9 protein-coding genes are annotated in these 15747 nt (G+C 59.0%); 5 read left to right on the forward strand and 4 right to left on the reverse strand.

What is annotated here, in order from left to right; translation table 11 throughout:
* Positions 1-28: 28 nt before the first annotated feature.
* Together ACLBW8_RS15465 and ACLBW8_RS15470 are read left to right on the forward strand one after the other, a co-directional pair.
* Positions 29-781: a TetR/AcrR family transcriptional regulator gene (locus ACLBW8_RS15465; RefSeq protein WP_128587953.1), complete on the forward strand. Its 753-nt coding sequence runs from the start codon at positions 29-31 to the stop codon at positions 779-781.
* Positions 782-1078: 297 nt separating this feature from the next.
* The gene (locus tag ACLBW8_RS15470; protein WP_447805747.1) at positions 1079-5194 is read left to right on the forward strand and encodes a YncE family protein; all 4116 of its coding nucleotides are present in this window, start codon (positions 1079-1081) and stop codon (positions 5192-5194) included.
* 92 nt (positions 5195-5286) lie between these two features.
* Here the strand turns inward: ACLBW8_RS15470 and ACLBW8_RS15475 are convergent, their stop codons facing one another.
* Entirely contained in the window at positions 5287-6348 is a 1062-nt protein-coding gene (locus ACLBW8_RS15475; protein WP_447805907.1) for an FUSC family protein, read from the reverse strand.
* A gap of 158 nt (positions 6349-6506) precedes the next feature.
* The gene (locus tag ACLBW8_RS15480; RefSeq protein WP_447805748.1) at positions 6507-8123 is read right to left on the reverse strand and encodes an NADP-dependent glyceraldehyde-3-phosphate dehydrogenase; all 1617 of its coding nucleotides are present in this window, start codon (positions 8121-8123) and stop codon (positions 6507-6509) included.
* A gap of 148 nt (positions 8124-8271) precedes the next feature.
* On the opposite strand from ACLBW8_RS15480, the gene ACLBW8_RS15485 reads away from it, so the two are divergent.
* Positions 8272-9147 (forward strand): Dyp-type peroxidase, encoded by an 876-nt coding sequence (locus ACLBW8_RS15485; protein WP_447805749.1) that lies wholly within the window; start codon positions 8272-8274, stop codon positions 9145-9147.
* A gap of 1009 nt (positions 9148-10156) precedes the next feature.
* Here ACLBW8_RS15485 and ACLBW8_RS15490 read toward each other — a convergent pair.
* On the reverse strand, positions 10157-10618 hold the full coding sequence (locus ACLBW8_RS15490; protein WP_447805750.1) for a winged helix-turn-helix domain-containing protein: 462 nt from the start codon (positions 10616-10618) through the stop codon (positions 10157-10159).
* Positions 10619-10688: 70 nt separating this feature from the next.
* Positions 10689-13904 carry a type III effector HrpK domain-containing protein gene (locus ACLBW8_RS15495; RefSeq protein WP_447805751.1) on the reverse strand — a complete coding sequence of 1072 codons (3216 nt, stop codon included), beginning with the start codon at positions 13902-13904 and terminating at the stop codon, positions 10689-10691.
* 609 nt (positions 13905-14513) lie between these two features.
* Here ACLBW8_RS15495 and ACLBW8_RS15500 point away from each other — a divergent pair.
* Together ACLBW8_RS15500 and ACLBW8_RS15505 are read left to right on the forward strand one after the other, a co-directional pair.
* A complete protein-coding gene (locus ACLBW8_RS15500; protein ID WP_016969018.1) occupies positions 14514-14675 on the forward strand; it encodes a hypothetical protein in 162 nt (53 codons plus the stop codon).
* 100 nt (positions 14676-14775) lie between these two features.
* A complete protein-coding gene (locus ACLBW8_RS15505) occupies positions 14776-15660 on the forward strand; it encodes a SctD/MshK family protein (RefSeq protein ID WP_447805752.1) in 885 nt (294 codons plus the stop codon).
* Positions 15661-15747 lie beyond the last annotated feature (87 nt).

Genomic DNA, 15747 nt, shown 5'->3' on the forward strand with positions numbered 1-15747 from the left:
AAAACAATATTTCCCCCGTGGAACTCCTATGGTCGCGAAGAAACTCAGCGCTCCAAACGTTACCAAGACTCGACTGCTGGATGCGACAGAGGCTCTTTTCATCAAATACGGTTATGACGCCGTTCTGCTGCGGCAGATTACCGAGCGCGCGCAGGTGAACCTGGCCGCCGTGAACTATCACTTCGGGGACAAGGATTCCCTGATGAAAACCCTGCTGATGCAGCGCCTGGAGCCGCTCAACGAGCAGCGCCTGGAATTGCTTGCCCGGTGCGAAGCTGAAGCCAGCGGCCCGCTCGATTGCGACACCTTGCTTGGGGTGCTGTTTGCCCCGGCCATGGGCCTGGAGCGCAGTGACCCGGCCAGCGGGGAAGGGCGGTCGTTCATTCGTTTCCTGGGGCGGGTCTACAGCGACACGTCGCCGTTTATCCAGGAATACCTCAAGGTGCATTACCAGCCGGTGTTCCAGCGTTTCTTCGAAGCGTTTGCCCTGGCGCTGCCGGACCTGCCACGCAACGAGCTGGGCGTGCGCCTGCAATTTGCCCTCAAGGCCATTTCCGGGGTGATGGCGGGGACGGAACTGCGGCTGCTGATGAATTCCATGAGCCTGGGCCGCCCCGCCACGGATGCTGAAGTGATGGCCAAGTTGATCACTTTGGTGTCGGCCGCGATTCGCGTACCGCAGCAAAGCCCCGAAGCTGAAACCGCGTTGGCCAAGGTGCTGGATACCCAGCGGGCCATTCGTGAACAAGCGGCTGCGCCTGCCAGCAAGGCCGTGCGTTAACGCTCAAATCCCAGGCAAAAAAAGCCCGCTGGGGCGGCGGGCTTGATGTGCAACGTTTGTAACGGATGAGGCTTCACCCTACGGCTTCGGATGTGAATAAAGCGTGAAAAATATGTAAGAAAAAGACTGGGTGGCGAGAGATCTATAATCCCCTTTTTGTCTGTCGGATTTTTCCTTTAAGCCATACCGTTCGTCGCCACTGTCATTTCTGACAGCTAGACTCCAATAGGTCCTCAGGCGCTTGATCTGCCTTGCCCCGCGCGATTTATGGCGCATTAACCGAGCAAGGTGATAAAAATGGCCAGCCAACCCGATGATAATATTGACTACGATCTTGATCCGCCCATTTCGTATTTTCCTGCGGTCCAGTTCGATCCCGAGGTCACCGATACCCCGCCAACATACCCCGAAACCGCCGTTTGGGGCATGGGTATCCGTCATGCATCTCCCGCCAAGTTCTCCTTTAGGGCATGGCCCGCAGGTGGCCTCGCTGACAATTACTCCATCTACATTCATGACCCGGAAAACTCCGCCGCTTCGGACGTCGTCAAAGACATTACCTCGAACGCTTACTACCTGACGGTCAATAAGTTGCCGGAGGGCGAAGTCGAGATGTTCGGTCGGGTTGTGCGCGCCGATAACTTGCAGGAGAGCCGCTCGATCACGCAGACCATCCTGATCAAAACCACCAACCCCGGTGGTCGAGATCGTGAGGTCGCCAAGAAGTGGCACAGTGGGTTGAATATGTCGATTGAAGGCCTGCCCAGTGGCTCGTCCCTTAACAAGGACAATACTGCAGACGGAATCTGGTGCTTGATTTCCAAGTATCTGTATATTCGCAAAAACGACACCATTACCGTCAAATATGACGGAATCTCCGTCGAACATATTGTTAGCCCCGAAGAAGCCGCTGGGCCTGGGCCGATCCGGGTGTTTATCAGCCCGCAAGTCATTGCCAGCGGCAGTCAGAGTGGTGTGATAGAGGTCGTATTTACGGTTAGAGATGTGGTATGGAACGTCCCTGAAGGTGAATGGGTGCATTCCAAACGCTACAAACTGATCTCGGAACTGGACGCCGGCCTCCCAATCCCAATCTTTCTGGTAGATGGCGAGGAGTTTGATGAACTGGATCTTGACCTCCATAGCCAGTCCACGTTGGAGGTGATGGTTGCGCCGCCCCGCAAGTCGCCGAAACCCGACCCACTGAATCAGGTCACTGTCGTTTTGACGCTTTTCCCGGAAAAAGCTCAAAGCCAGACTGTGCGATTGACGCCTGTTACCGACAGGAACTTGGGTAACGAGACGATTACTCTCAGCTACGACCTCTTCACTTCGCTGGCAAAGGGGCGGTTCAAGGTGGCGTTCGAGTCGCATACCTCCGCTGGGGTGCTGCTGGGGACATCAGGCAGTAACTCGATCAGCGTGGGGGGCCTGCCGGTATCGATGCCGGCGGTGACGGTCAGCCCGATTGAAGCGGGCCTTATCCCGCTGGATACCGACATCACCGTAACAATTCCTACCTACCAGCCCCATGATGAAAGCTTGCTGGAAACCCTGGTGATCGAAACCAGTGACGGCAGAACGCACTATACCCAGTTGCAACCGGCAGGCGTTCAGGGCGGCACCCGGCGTGTGTCCAAAGAGACTCTGAAAGACTTTGAGGGCCAAGGTGCCTTCCAGATTTACTACATCACCGACGACGGCGAAGGTACTTCAGCGTCGGTCCACGAATCATCGAAGCTGGAAGTCCAGTTGGGTGATCGTGTGGCCGTGCTGGATGCGCCGATTGTTCAGGGCTCCCGTGGTAATAATATCGACCCTGCCGACGTGGTAGATCCTGAGATTCAGATGTTGTTTCCCTATTCAGGCACGGTCGTGGGCGATCTGCTGTATTGGAGTGTGATCGGCAGGGGCGTGCAGGGCTCTGCCAGCGGCACCATCAAGATTAACCAGGCGTATGCAGGGGACGTCTTGCCGTCTGTGTTTTTTCCGGTTGACCGTAAAGTCGTGGACAACAATATCAACGCCAGCATCTCTGTCAGCTACACCGTGGTGCGTCCGGGCCAACCTCAGCAGGTCTTTCGCTCCCAGGTGCTTAACCTCACCGTTGGCCAGGAAGTGAATCTGGAGCCGCTCAAGATTCTGGAGGCTGATAAGTATCAGGACCAACTCAACCCCAAAGACGTGCTCAAAGGTGCCACTGTAGAGGTGGCGTTCCAGCCGATGCGTGCCGATGATCAGATCTTTGTCGAATGGCTGGGGGCTTTCGGCGTCAGTAGCATCACGGTGCAGGTGGCCGGCGATCCGAAAACCAACAAGGTCTATGCCACGATCCCTCCCGAAGTCATTTCCAAGGGCATTCGCCAGAGCGGCAACAGCATCAACGTGCGGTACTACTTCACTCGCGGGCAATTCACGTACACGTCCGATACCTTGGTTATCAAGCTGCTGCCTCCTGAAAAGCTGCCGGCGCCGATCATCGATGGGGCCGGCGAGACGCTGTTGCCAATCTATCAGTTGAATGATGAGACCCTCACCCGCGTACAGACGTGGGATCTGATGCAAAAAGGCCAATTTGTATGGATGACCTACGAGGGCACCTTTAAAGATGGGACGCGCTATGTCGAGCAAACCTACACGGCCAAAGAACTCACGGTAGACGATGTCGCCAAGGGCATTTCCCAATTAACACCGGTGGGCAATCTGCGTGAGCTCAAGGATGGTACTCTGCTGACCATTCGCTTTTGGGTCAGCTTTGCGCAAATACCCGAGAAGAACACGGCGCTCTTGTTTGGGGTAGCCGAATATATTGTTCAAGCGCTGCCGGCCACCCTGCCGGCGCCTAGCTTCGCCAACAAGCCAGGGGCCCAGTTGTCCATTTACCCGTTGGACTATGAGCAAACAGCTTTTGTGGCGGTGGCCTACCCAAACATGGCCACTAACCAGAAAATCGCCCTGGAATGGCTCTATCCAGATGGTACTGTGGCCACGATTGCTGCGCAGGACGGGGTGACAGAGGGGCGCGTCGATTTCACCATCAGTGCAAAAATTATCGCGGCGAGTGTGGGTAAGGTCATCACGTTGCGTTACAAGGTGACGACGGGGACCACGACGACCCCGTCAGAATCCCAGGAACTGACGGTGCAAACTATCCGCACAACGGATTTGCCGCAGGCGTTGATTAACGGGGTTGCCGAAGGTGGGGTGTTGGACCTGAAGAACTTCACCAGCGACGGGAAGTTGGCACTGCCCAAGTGGCGTTTGAGTGTAGAAGGCCAGAAGGCATGGATAACCCTGCGCAGTGAGGGGGTAGAGCCTCTGAGTGTATGGACTGCCTATCCAATCAACGCGGTTGAAGCGGAGAACGGGTTAACGGACGTCCCGGTACTGAAAAGTTGGCTGACGGCATTGTCGGACGGCCGGGAAGTTATTGTGACCGTCAGCGTCGCGTTTGATGGAGCTAGCGTTAAAGAAAATGCGGTGCTGTTTGGGCAAACTCGCTATACCGTCAGGCGCTCGATGACGCTGGTGGCGACTCTTGCGGTGGGGCAATCTCCCACCAGAGTGGTTATAAGCCCAGACGGTGCGCGGGCGTATGTGAGCAATACCGATAGCAACACGGTCTCGGTTATTAATACGGCCACTCATAAAGTTGTCGATACCCTGCGTGGCTTTAATGCGCCTTTGGGCATGGTCATGCACCCAGACGGTTCTCGTCTCTATGTGAGTAACTTCAGAGGGAACTCAGTCACCGCAATTAATACCGCAACTCAGGCAGCTGTCTGGGTGTCCAGCGGCGGCGGCTACAGCATAGTGCTCAATCCAGCAGGTGATCGCTTGTACGCACCCGCCTACCTGGGTCTTGCGAAGCCTACGCTGTATGTTTCGGACGCGGCTACCGGAAAAGCCATTACTAGTTCGATCATTCCGGACCCTCAAAGTAAAAACACGGTGGGGGTGGCGACTAATGCAGATGGTAGTCGGGTTTATATGGGTACTGAAATTGGGGTTCATGTCTTCAATGCGGTGAGCAATACATGGACTGGTGTTTTGATTCCAGGCCAAAATAGTTGTATTGGGATGGCCCTCAATCCACGTAACTTGGACCAGCCTGTTATATATGCGAGCTTGTTGTCTAATGAAAATGTCGCAGCCATTGACCTTCGTGATAACTCGATCCGTCAACGAATCCCAGCAAAGGCTTACGATATTGCATTCAATCCTAAAGTCGATCGGGCTTATTTTGTCTCTTCGGGGGGGGTGCTATCAGTGATTGATACGAATACAGGGCTGGTGGTCGATGCCATTAGTGAGTCTAAAGCATTCTGGTCGGGGGTTGCTGTTTCCCCTGATGGTTTGACGCTGTATGTCGTGTCTAAATTGAAAAATAGCTTGTTGGTCTACAGTATTTGAGCCTGCCTTGAAACAGGCCGCAAACTAGAGGCTGAGGTGTAGCCGTGGACAGCTCTACTTAACCGTAGACTGTCCATTTTTCTGTAATCCACTCAAATCTTCCAATGGCTAGCCGTCCTGGCCAACCGCTGACGCATCACGTCGACATTCCCCGCCAACTGCAACGTCAACAACCGATACCCATCCAGCGCACTCTGCACCGGCGCCTCCAGTGCGCTTTCATCCGGCACCTGCGTGGCCGGCCGATCAAGCCGTTCGGTGAACCCGGACTTCAACGCCCGCGCTATTCCCACCAGTTGCACGCGTATCTGTCGGTGTTCGGCTTTCAGCATCACCTGCATACGTGCCATCGCCTGCTCATCCCGAGGGTCGGGCCGGGTATTGCCCAGAATTTCCAGGGTGCTGATGCACATGCGCAAATGCCGCTGGATCGCGTCCAGCTCGGTCATGGAGATCCGGACTTCCTTGGACACCGACGGCATCAGCGAGCGCAGTTGCAGCATCGCCGCATTCAGGCGGTTGAGCAGTTTGAGGTGTTCATCATCGGTGACCGACTGGCCGCTGATGATCCGGCTATAAATCTGGGCGCAGTCGCGTAACGCACTGGCCAGGTTGTAGCGCCACGAGTACACGGCGTACAGCGGCAAGGCGAACGAAAACGCCAGGGCCAGCACAATGCCGATCAGGATATCGACGGTGCGCCACAGGCCATCCGAGATTGGATTGTCCCCGTGGCCGGCGACGATAAACACCGTGATCGCTGACAGCAGAGCGATGTAACCGCCCTTGCCGATGGCGTGGTAGGAAAAGAACCCGCACACCACCGACATCAACAAATAGGTCAACAGCGGTTGGCCGAAATACGCCTGTTGCACCACCAGCAGCAAGCCCACGCTGGCGCCGATCAAGGTGCCGTAGGCGCGCTCCACGGCTTTTTTGCCGATATTGCCGTGGTGCTGCAAGCCGCCGATGACGATCAGCATGGTCACCGAGGCCCATTCACCGTGGGGCAGGTTGATGCCGGTGGTAAGGAGGATCGTCGCCAGCAAGCCGATGGACACGCGTACCGCGTGAATCAGCTTGGCATGGCGATAGCGACGGTACGGGTCCAGCAAGGGGCGCAACAAGCGCCGAGCGAACACGGGTAAATGCAGGTTCATCGGTATTAAAGTGGCCTTAGTAGTCAGGGCGAACGCGGCCTAAAGTGTGGGAGCGGGCTTGCTCGCGAATGCGCTGGATCAGTCAAAGATGTTTCGACTGACACTCCGCTTTCGCGAGCAAGCCCGCTCCCACATTTTGAACTGCGCCATCTTTAGAAAATGTAATCAGTGGTCAAGAAACTTGAGTCGCGGTTGCGCAAAATATCGCTGACCAGCGCCTTGTTGCTCTCCTGAAACTTGGTCGCTACCAGCGTGCGGATCGAGAACACGCGCAGCGCGTCATGCACAGACAACGTGCCTTCGGCCGAGTTCTTGCGCCCATTGAACGGGAAGGTGTCCGGCCCGCGCTGGCACTGGGCGTTGATATTGATACGACCGACCTGGTTGGCAAAGGTGTCCACCAGCCGCCCGACTGCCACGGCGTTAGTGCCGAAAATACTCAGTTGCTGACCGAAGTCCGAGTCCAGCACGTAGTCAATCACCGTCTCCAGGTCACGGTAAGGCACGATCGGCACCACCGGGCCGAACTGTTCCTCGTGGTACACGCGCATCTGCGGGTTCACCGGGTACAGCACTGCCGGGTAGAAGAACGAACCGCGACTGGCGCCGCCATCGGCATTCATCACCTTGGCGCCGTGCTGCGCCGCATCGGCCACCAGTGCGTTGAGGTAGTCGACCTTGCCCACTTCCGGCAGTGGGGTCAGTGAAACGCCGTCTTCCCACGGCATGCCAGGCTTTAGCGTCGCAAGCTTGGTGTTGAATTTCTCAATGAAGCTATCGACCACATCTTCATGCACAAACAGGATTTTCAGCGCGGTGCAGCGCTGGCCGTTGAATGACAAAGAGCCGGTGACCGCCTCATTGACCGCATTGTCCAGGTCGACCTCTGGCAATACGATGCCGGGGTTTTTCGCATCCAGGCCCAATGCCGCGCGCAAGCGGTGCGGTTTGGGGTGCAGTTTTTTCAAATCGCTGGCGGCCTTGTTGGTGCCGATAAACGCAAAGATATCGATCTTGCCGCTGGCCATCAGCGCGCTGACGGTTTCGCGACCACTGCCGTAGATCACATTGATCACCCCGGCCGGGAAGCTGTCGCGGAACGCCTCCAGCAATGGGCGAATCAACAGCACGCCGAGCTTGGCCGGCTTGAATACTACGGTATTGCCCATGATCAACGCCGGGATCAGCGTGGTAAAAGTCTCGTTCAGCGGGTAGTTATAAGGCCCCATGCACAGCGCCACGCCCAGCGGCACGCGGCGGATTTGCCCGAGGGTGTCCTGTTCCAGTTCGAAGCGGCTGGAGCGGCGGTCAAGCTCCTTGAGGGCGTTGATGGTGTCGGTGATGTAGTCGCAGGTACGGTCGAATTCTTTCTGCGAGTCCTTGAGGTTCTTGCCAATCTCCCACATCAGCAGCTTGACCACTGCATCACGCTGTTCGCGCATGCGGCGCAAAAACGCTTCCACATGCTGGATACGTTCAGCCACACGCATCGTCGGCCATTCACCTTGGCCACGGTCATAGGCGCGCACGGCGGCGTCCAGGGCGGTGAGGGCGGTGTCGGCATCCAGCAGCGGCGTGCTCCCGATATGCACCCGCTCATCGCCCAATTGCACCGGGCTGAGCACCTGGGCCAGCGGACCGTTCCACACCTGCAACTGGCCGTCGACCAGGTAATCACGCTGTTCAATGGGCGCCCCCAGGCGAAATTGCTCGGGAATCTCGGCAGTGGAGGCGGGAAACAGCTGGGCGAGCAGGTTACTGGTGGTCATGTTGCTACCCCTGGAATAGTTGCAAAACATGACTAGAGAGTCGCCCAACAACCGGCTCTATGGCAAGGCTTGTGCGCTTTCTTGTGCGCACCGCTGTGTGTGCCGCGCTCGTCGGAGTAAACTGCGCGCCTTTATTGAAGGAGTTCACATGAGTCAGTACCAGCCGGGCATTCTTGCCGCACCGGTGCCATTGCAGGCACGCCATCTGTTTTTTGCCGTGGATTCCCTGGAGGCTGTGCCCGCTGCGTTGGACGCGCTGGTGCAGTTGACGGATTCGGCCGCAGTGGTTGGTTTTGGTGAGCCGCTGGTAACCGCTCTGGGCACTCGGGTTGAAGGGTTGCGCGCCTTTCCCGCCGTCAGCGGCCCGGGTGCGCATAACCCGTCCACTCAGCAGGCGCTGTGGGTGTGGCTGCATGGCGTGGATCGCGGTGAACTGCTGTTGCGCAGCCGCACCTTTGAAAAAGCCCTGGCCCCGGCGTTTCGCCTGGTCCAGATGACCGAGGGCTTCCGCTACAAGACCGGTTTCGATTTGACCGATTACGAAGACGGCACCGAAAACCCCCACGACGACGCAGCCGTTGACGCCGCCATGACCGACAGCGGCGCCAGCTTCGCCGCCATCCAGCAATGGCAGCACGACCTCGATGGCTTCGCCGCCTTGCCGGCCCAGGAGCGTGACCACATCATCGGCCGCCGCCATGGCGATAACGAAGAGCTGGACGACGCCCCCGAATCCGCCCACACCAAGCGCACCGCCCAGGAGAGCTTCACCCCGGAAGCCTTCGTGGTCCGCCGCTCGATGCCGTGGGCCGAGAACGGCCAGGCGGGGCTGATGTTCCTTGCGTTTGGCCATTCCTTTGAGGCGTTTGAAGCGCAATTGCGGCGCATGAGTGGGCTGGAGGATGGGATTGTGGATGGCTTGTATCGCATCAGTACGCCGTTGACCGGTGGCTACTACTGGTGCCCGCCGCTCAAGGACGGGCATCTGGACCTGAGTGCACTCGCCGTTACAGCGCAAGGCTAAACACTGTGGGACAACTTTCTTCACCCGCCATCCGTCACCGCCATCGCAGGCAAGCCAGCTCCCACACTTATTTGTGTCTGACCTGAATTCTGCGCCCGCCGCAGTTCCAATGTGGGAGCCGGGCTTGCCCGCGATGGCGGTTTATAAGTAACAGCCAGGCTGACTGACCCACCGCCATCGCAGGCAAGCCAGCTCCCACACTTACTTGTGTCTGACCTGAATTCTGCGCCCTCCGCAGTTCAAATGTGGGAGCCGGGCTTGCCCGCGATGGCGGTGTATCAGTAACAGCCAGGCCGACTGACCCACCGCCATCGCAGGCAAGCCAGCTCCCACACTTATTTGTGTCTGACCTGAATTCTGCGCCCGCCGCAGTTCAAATGTGGGAGCCGGGCTTGCCCGCGATGGCGGTGTATCAATAACAGTCAGACTGACTGACCCACCGCCATCGCAGGCAAGCCAGCTCCCACACTTATTTGTGTCTGACCTGAATTCTGCGTCTGCCGCAGTTCAACTGTGGGAGCCGGGCTTGCCCGCGATAGCGGTGTATCAGTAACAGCCAGGCTGACTGACCCACCACCATCACAGGCAAGCCAGCTCCCACACTTATTTGTGTCTGACCTGAATTCTGCGCCCGTCGCAGTTCAAATGTGGGAGCCGGGCTTGCCCGCGATGGCGGTGTATCAGCAACAGCCAGGCCGACTGACCCACCGCCATCGCAGGCGAGCCAGCTCCCAAAGTTATTTGTGTCTGACCTGAATCCTGCGCCTGCCGCAGTCCAAATGTGGGAGCCGGGCTTGCCCGCGATGGCGGTGTATTAGTAACAGCCAGGCTGACTGACCCACCGCCATCGCAGGCAAGCCTGCTCCCACAGTTGACCTGGGTGGCTGATTGATTTAGGTCGATCACGTCATACATCCGCCGCTCACCGCCACCGCCCAAAGGCTTGGGTTGTCGCCACCGACGTGAACCATCAAGGGCCTGTTTTTTCCGACGGCATCACCCGGCCCGATCAGCTGTTCTGCAGGCTTATCTGAGCAAACTGCGGCATCATCCCGGCACCTTGGCAGTGTCGGCAGCCATAGACCCCGAGTACGACGGGCTCCTTCGCCACGTCGACGTGCGCACGTTGGACCCAGGTGGGGGCGACAAAGCGGTAACCCTGGCCGGGCGCCGTGGCGATGTAGACAGATTCGTCGTCGCCGAGGGTGCGGCGCAGGGTCTTGATCTGTGTGCGCAGGTTGCATTCCTCCACCACCGTTTTCGGCCAGGCGATACCGAGCAATCGGTTTTTTTCCAGCAGTTCCCCAGGCCGTGAGGCGAGGGCGATCAGCAGGGTCAGGGCGCGGCTGCCCAGCGCCACGGGTTGCCCGTGCTTGAGCAGCAGATGACGTTGGGGCAGCAGTTGGAACGGGCCGAAGTGGATCTCGAACGAGGCGTCATCGGTGAGGTGGCTGCGAGTCGAATACGTCATGTCTTTTACCTTTATGCGTGGGAATCACAGCTCGGCGTGGCTCCTTTTCACCCCGAGCTGCCGGGAAGGGTCAGGTGTTGATGGCAGGGATCGGGTCTGCCGGGTAATCGCCCTCCATGGTCGGGCCGCCGGTCAAGCCGTATTGCTGCAGCACCGGGGCCAGCTGCCCGTAAAATGCGTCTTGCGCCTTGCCGTGGGCATCGGCCAGCGCGAACGGCAAAAACGCACTGCCGATACCGCCGAGAATCGCCGTGGCGCCGCCGAGAATGCCGCTGAGGGTGCCCGCCACCGCGCCGATTTCCGTGGCGCCATACAAACCGGCACCGGCTTCCACCAGGCCCGCCACGGCTGCGCCCGTGCCGAGTACACCGGTGGCGACCGAAAAACTGCCGGTGAGGTAATCACCTTTTTTCAGCGAGTCGACACCGCCGATAATCCCGATTACGCCGCCGATGATGCCGCCCGCCGACCCGATGATCTTGCCCGCCGCGCCGATATTGGCGATCTGCTGCGGTGACAGCGGGCCCTTGCCCACCGGCACCTTGCCGGGGAAATCGCCGAGGGTGCCGCCGTCCGGGCGGTTGACCCACGTGATGCCATAGCCGGCTTCCTTGGCGTATTTGGTACCGCCTTCGAGCAACAGCCCGGCAAATTGCAAGCCGGCCGACACGCGGTTGGCATCCGCCACCGGGGTGGTGCTGCCGCTGGCCGAACGCGCCATCAGCACGCCGCTCATCAACACCGCACTGCCGATGTGCAGCAGGCCCTGTTTGAATGCCGGGCTGACATCGCCGAACTTCATGCCTTCGATGGCTTTCGGCAAGGCGTCGGCGATCTTGTTGCCCTGGCGGCCGATGTCCCATACCGAACGCAGCATCGAGACCACTTGCGCCGGGTCAATTTTGCCGCCGTCGGAGGTCACGAACATCTGCGGATCTTTTTGCTGGGCATCGTTGATCGCGGCGGTGACTTTGGCTTCGTCAAAGTTGCCGTTGCCATCGCCGAGCGTGACGTTAAGCGTATCGGTGGTGGCGCCACCGAGCAGCGCATCGCTGAGGTTTTCGTTGAAGTTGACCTGCAAGGTCGCCGCCTCATCCGCCGTCGCCTTGTCACCGAGGAACGCCTGGGCCGACGCGGTGCTTGCGGCGAAACTGCTGGCTGCGACGGTCGGGTCCATGCCGGCGGCCACGGCGTCGGTGAAGGCTTTGCCGGTCACCAGTTCGTTCTTGTAGTAGCTTTGGATCGCGTCGCTTTGCCCGGCGTTGGCGGCGACTTTGGTCAAGTCGACATGGCCATTGCCGCCCAGCGCCAGGTTGGCGATGGTCGCGTCGTTGGCAGCGTTTTGCAGGCCCATGCCCATGTCGATCTGCTTGCCGTTCTGGTCCTTGGCGTTGAGGTTATCGTTGAGGTTTTTGCCCGACTCAATGCCATCGGCAAAGTAATTTTGCATGGCGACTTTCAGGGTCGGATCGCTGCCGACGATATCGCTCAGCGCAGGGCCACGGTTGTTCTGCAGGAACGCCTGGACGTCCGGGTCCGCCGACAGGGTCTCAATGCCGCTTTGCAGCTGCGCCTTGATCTTGTCTTCGTTGGGGTTCAGGCCGTAGTGAGGCGAGGTGTACTTGTCCATCAAGCCTGCGTTGGGCACATAGTCGCTGACCAACAGGCGCGTCTGCGCATCGCTCAGTTGCACCAGCACCGCGGCTTTCTGTGCGCCCGTGTAGTTTTGCGGGTTGGCCAGGATGTCGGCGGTCAGCGTGGAGGTGTCCACACCGGCCACGGCATCGCGGGTGGCGGCGCTGTCAAGGAAGGTCAGGGTGTCGCTGTCGGTTTTCGGCGCCTGTTTTTCCAGCCAGGCACCGATATTGTCGCGGGTGCCAACGGCGTCTGATTTGCCGGTGGCCGGGTTGTCACCGCCGGTTTCGAGGGCGTGGAACATGCCGGGTTTCGACCACAGGGCGGCGGCACCCGTCAGCTCGTTGCTCAGGGCCGAATCGCTGCCCAGTGCCTCGAGGTTGTCGGGGCGAATCATGCCGTCGTTGCTGCGCTGTTGATCGCCCGGGCGCATGGCGGTGCCGGAGCTGGCCACCAGGCTTTCGTTAGCCATCACGATGGCGGCGGACTTGGCGTTGGCTTTGGCCAGGTCGCCTGGATGGCTGCCCATGAATGTGCCATAGGCTTTCGACGCGGCACCGATGTCGCTCTTGGTGTTGCTGATGAAGTGGTCGACGTCGGCGTGGGTGATGACATTGTCGGCTTTACCGCGACCGCCGCTGTCCAGTGCCGCCATCAGGTTTGGGCTGCTGGCTACGTACTTGAGTACCGCCTGGGCTTCGGGTGGCAAGGTGGTGGGCGGGTTGGCGAAGTCGATGGGCGCACCGTGCAGGCCCCACGCGTCCCAATTCTGCGAGAGCAATTGCGCGGCGGCGCGGGGGCGGTTCAGGTCCAGTTCTTCTTTGGTGGGCGTGCCGCTGGTGTTGCCGGTGAGGGTGTCCCAGTCCCTGGCGCCGGACACACCGAACGACGAGTTGTCGATCCACGAGGTGTCTGCAGCACCCGCCGCGCCGGTGGTCCCGGCGTACAACTTGGCCATCTGGTCATAGAGCGCGGGGGTAATGTCCTGGGACACGATCACCTTGTCGCCGGAGGCGGTGTTATAGCGAATCAGGCCGGGCCCGACTTCTTCGGGAGGGCCGACGTTGGCGGCCGGGTCCAGGGTCTCGTTGGGGCTGGCCAAACGGTAGCCTTCAGCCTGGCTGGCATTGATTGCAAACAGCTTGGCCGAGTCGCCGCTGACCTGGGCGAACAGCCCCGGGGTTTCTTTCTGGCTGACCACAATCTTGTCGCCGGAAGTGGTTTCGTAGCGGATCAGCCCGGGGCCCAGTTCCGTCGTGCTGCCGATCGCCTTGTAGTTGCCCAGGCCTGGCGCCACGGTGCTGGCGTCGGCCTCGATGTAGCCGGCCGCTTTGCTCGCGGCGAGGTTCTTGTCCAGGTTCGAATCGCTCTGCTGGGCGTTGTACTGGTCAACCAGCGTCTGGTAGAGACGCGGGTTATCGCTTTGCTTGAGGGTGACCGGCTTGTCGCTGCCCAGCGGTGTGTAGGTGATGCTGTTGTTCGCCGGTGCCTGCACATTCTGATAGGGCAGGGGAATCGACGGGCCACGGATTTTGGAGGGGTCGAAGGCAGGTTGGTTGACGGCCGTGAACAGCGCGGTTTCGAATTTTTTCTGGGGGCCGTCCGTGCCCTTGCTTTCGGCCGGATCAAGGCCACTCGGAATCGCAGTCATAGAACACCTGGAAGTTGTTTCATATATTAAAGCCCACGCACTAAGGCTTTCGGCTATTAGTGCAACTGTACTAATTACGCGCACATCACTAGTTGTTCGCGGGCATTGAAGGTCGCTCACGCCGAGCTATCAAACGCGATGAGCAAGTCGCTTTTGTTACAAATGGAAATATCTGCGAAGTTGGGCAAAAGGCTAGTAGTGAAAAATGTGAAGTCGATACGAAAAAAATGCAGATGCCGTGATGAACCGCTCGTTTATAGGGTGGGAAAGAGCGGCTTAGTGTTCAGCCATATTCGAGTTCAGGTGCGCAATCCCCTGTAAACAGGGGGTATTGGCGGTGTTTGGGCTTTTCGTTAAAAGTTCCACGGCGAAACGGGGATGAGTTTTTCTCAACGCCAGGTTGAGCCAAACCGTTCACACCCGGTATCTGAAACGTTTCACAAGCTTTCACAGCGAAGGCGTTTTGATCGTGAGTAGTATGGCCCCCATGCAAACCAACGACGGTTCGAAAGCTCACTGTCTGACGTTTTGGGCGTTCATCCGGTTTGCATACTTTCAGCGTGCTGATGCGCAACTGAATAACTTCCCTATCACTGCAAGGAGATGAACATGGCTGATGTCCCACCAGTAAAAGCAGGCGGCGCCGACGACGCTATCGCGAAGATGGAAGCGACCTTCAACATGGCTATCGAAAAGTCGGCAAAAATCACTGAAATCAGCACCGCCAAAAAAGCGGAACTCGACGCCACCAAACAGCGTCCGCAGAACTGATTCGCCAAACGGGCGGCGCCGGCGCTGCCCGTTTACTTCTGGCCCGTATTTATCCTGATTCTTGACCCCGTTGCACATGCTCAAGGGGGCAAACCCGAAAATGACAGCCTTGATTTCCATGGGCCCGGTCGCCGGTATTGGCGTACCGACCCTGACGGTGACCAGCGGTTTGCACCAGGGCAGTTCCCTGGTGCTCGACCAGCCTGTCTACACCCTCGGCGCGGACCTCGCGGCCGACCTGGTACTCAGCGACCCCGCAATTGCCGGCCTGCACCTGCGCCTGCGTTTTGAAGGCGGCCAGGTCGCGATTGAAGCGTTGGGTGGCGACGTGATGCTCGGCGCGAATGTGCGCATTCCCCAGGGCAGCGGCCATCGCGCGCGACTGCCTTTGCACCTGCGTATCGGCACTGTAGGCGTGAGCCTGGCATTGCCTGAAGGGGCTGAAAAACCTGCGCACGCGCCCCGCACATTTGCGCCCTGGATTGTCGCAACCGCCTTGCTGTTTCTCTGTGCCGCAGCGCTGGCGTTTCGCAATGACTCGCCGCAGGCGCCCCCGGCAGCAGTCGTCGACGTTCCGGTGGTGCAAGCACCGTCTCACGAACAGGCCAAGGCCTGGCTGGAGCAGCAACTGCAAGCGGCGCATCTGGATGCGGTGAAGGTCAGCAGCAGCAATGGCCAACTGAGTGCCATCGGCAATTTCGAACAGTCACAAAAACCGCAATGGCTGGCGCTGCAACAAGCCTTCGACCAGCGTTATGGCCAGCAGATCGTCCTCAACCCCCGCGTCGCAGTGCGTGCCGATGCTGCGCGGCCGCGGGTGCGGCTCCAGGCCGTATGGTTCGGCACTAATCCCTATGTGATCAATGACAGCGGCAAACGCCTGTACCCCGGCGCAGCGCTCGCGGACAACTGGGTGCTGGAGCGCATCGAGAACAACCAAGTGATTCTCGCCCGTGGCGAGGAGCGCTTTACCTTCACCTTATGAGTCGATCTATGGAATGCACGCACTCCAACTATGGGCGCTGGCTTGCCTGCGATGGCGTCGGTACAGCCCGCCTGGGTGCGGGTTGGC

The sequence above is a fragment of the Pseudomonas sp. M5A4_2d genome (genome assembly GCF_053345295.1).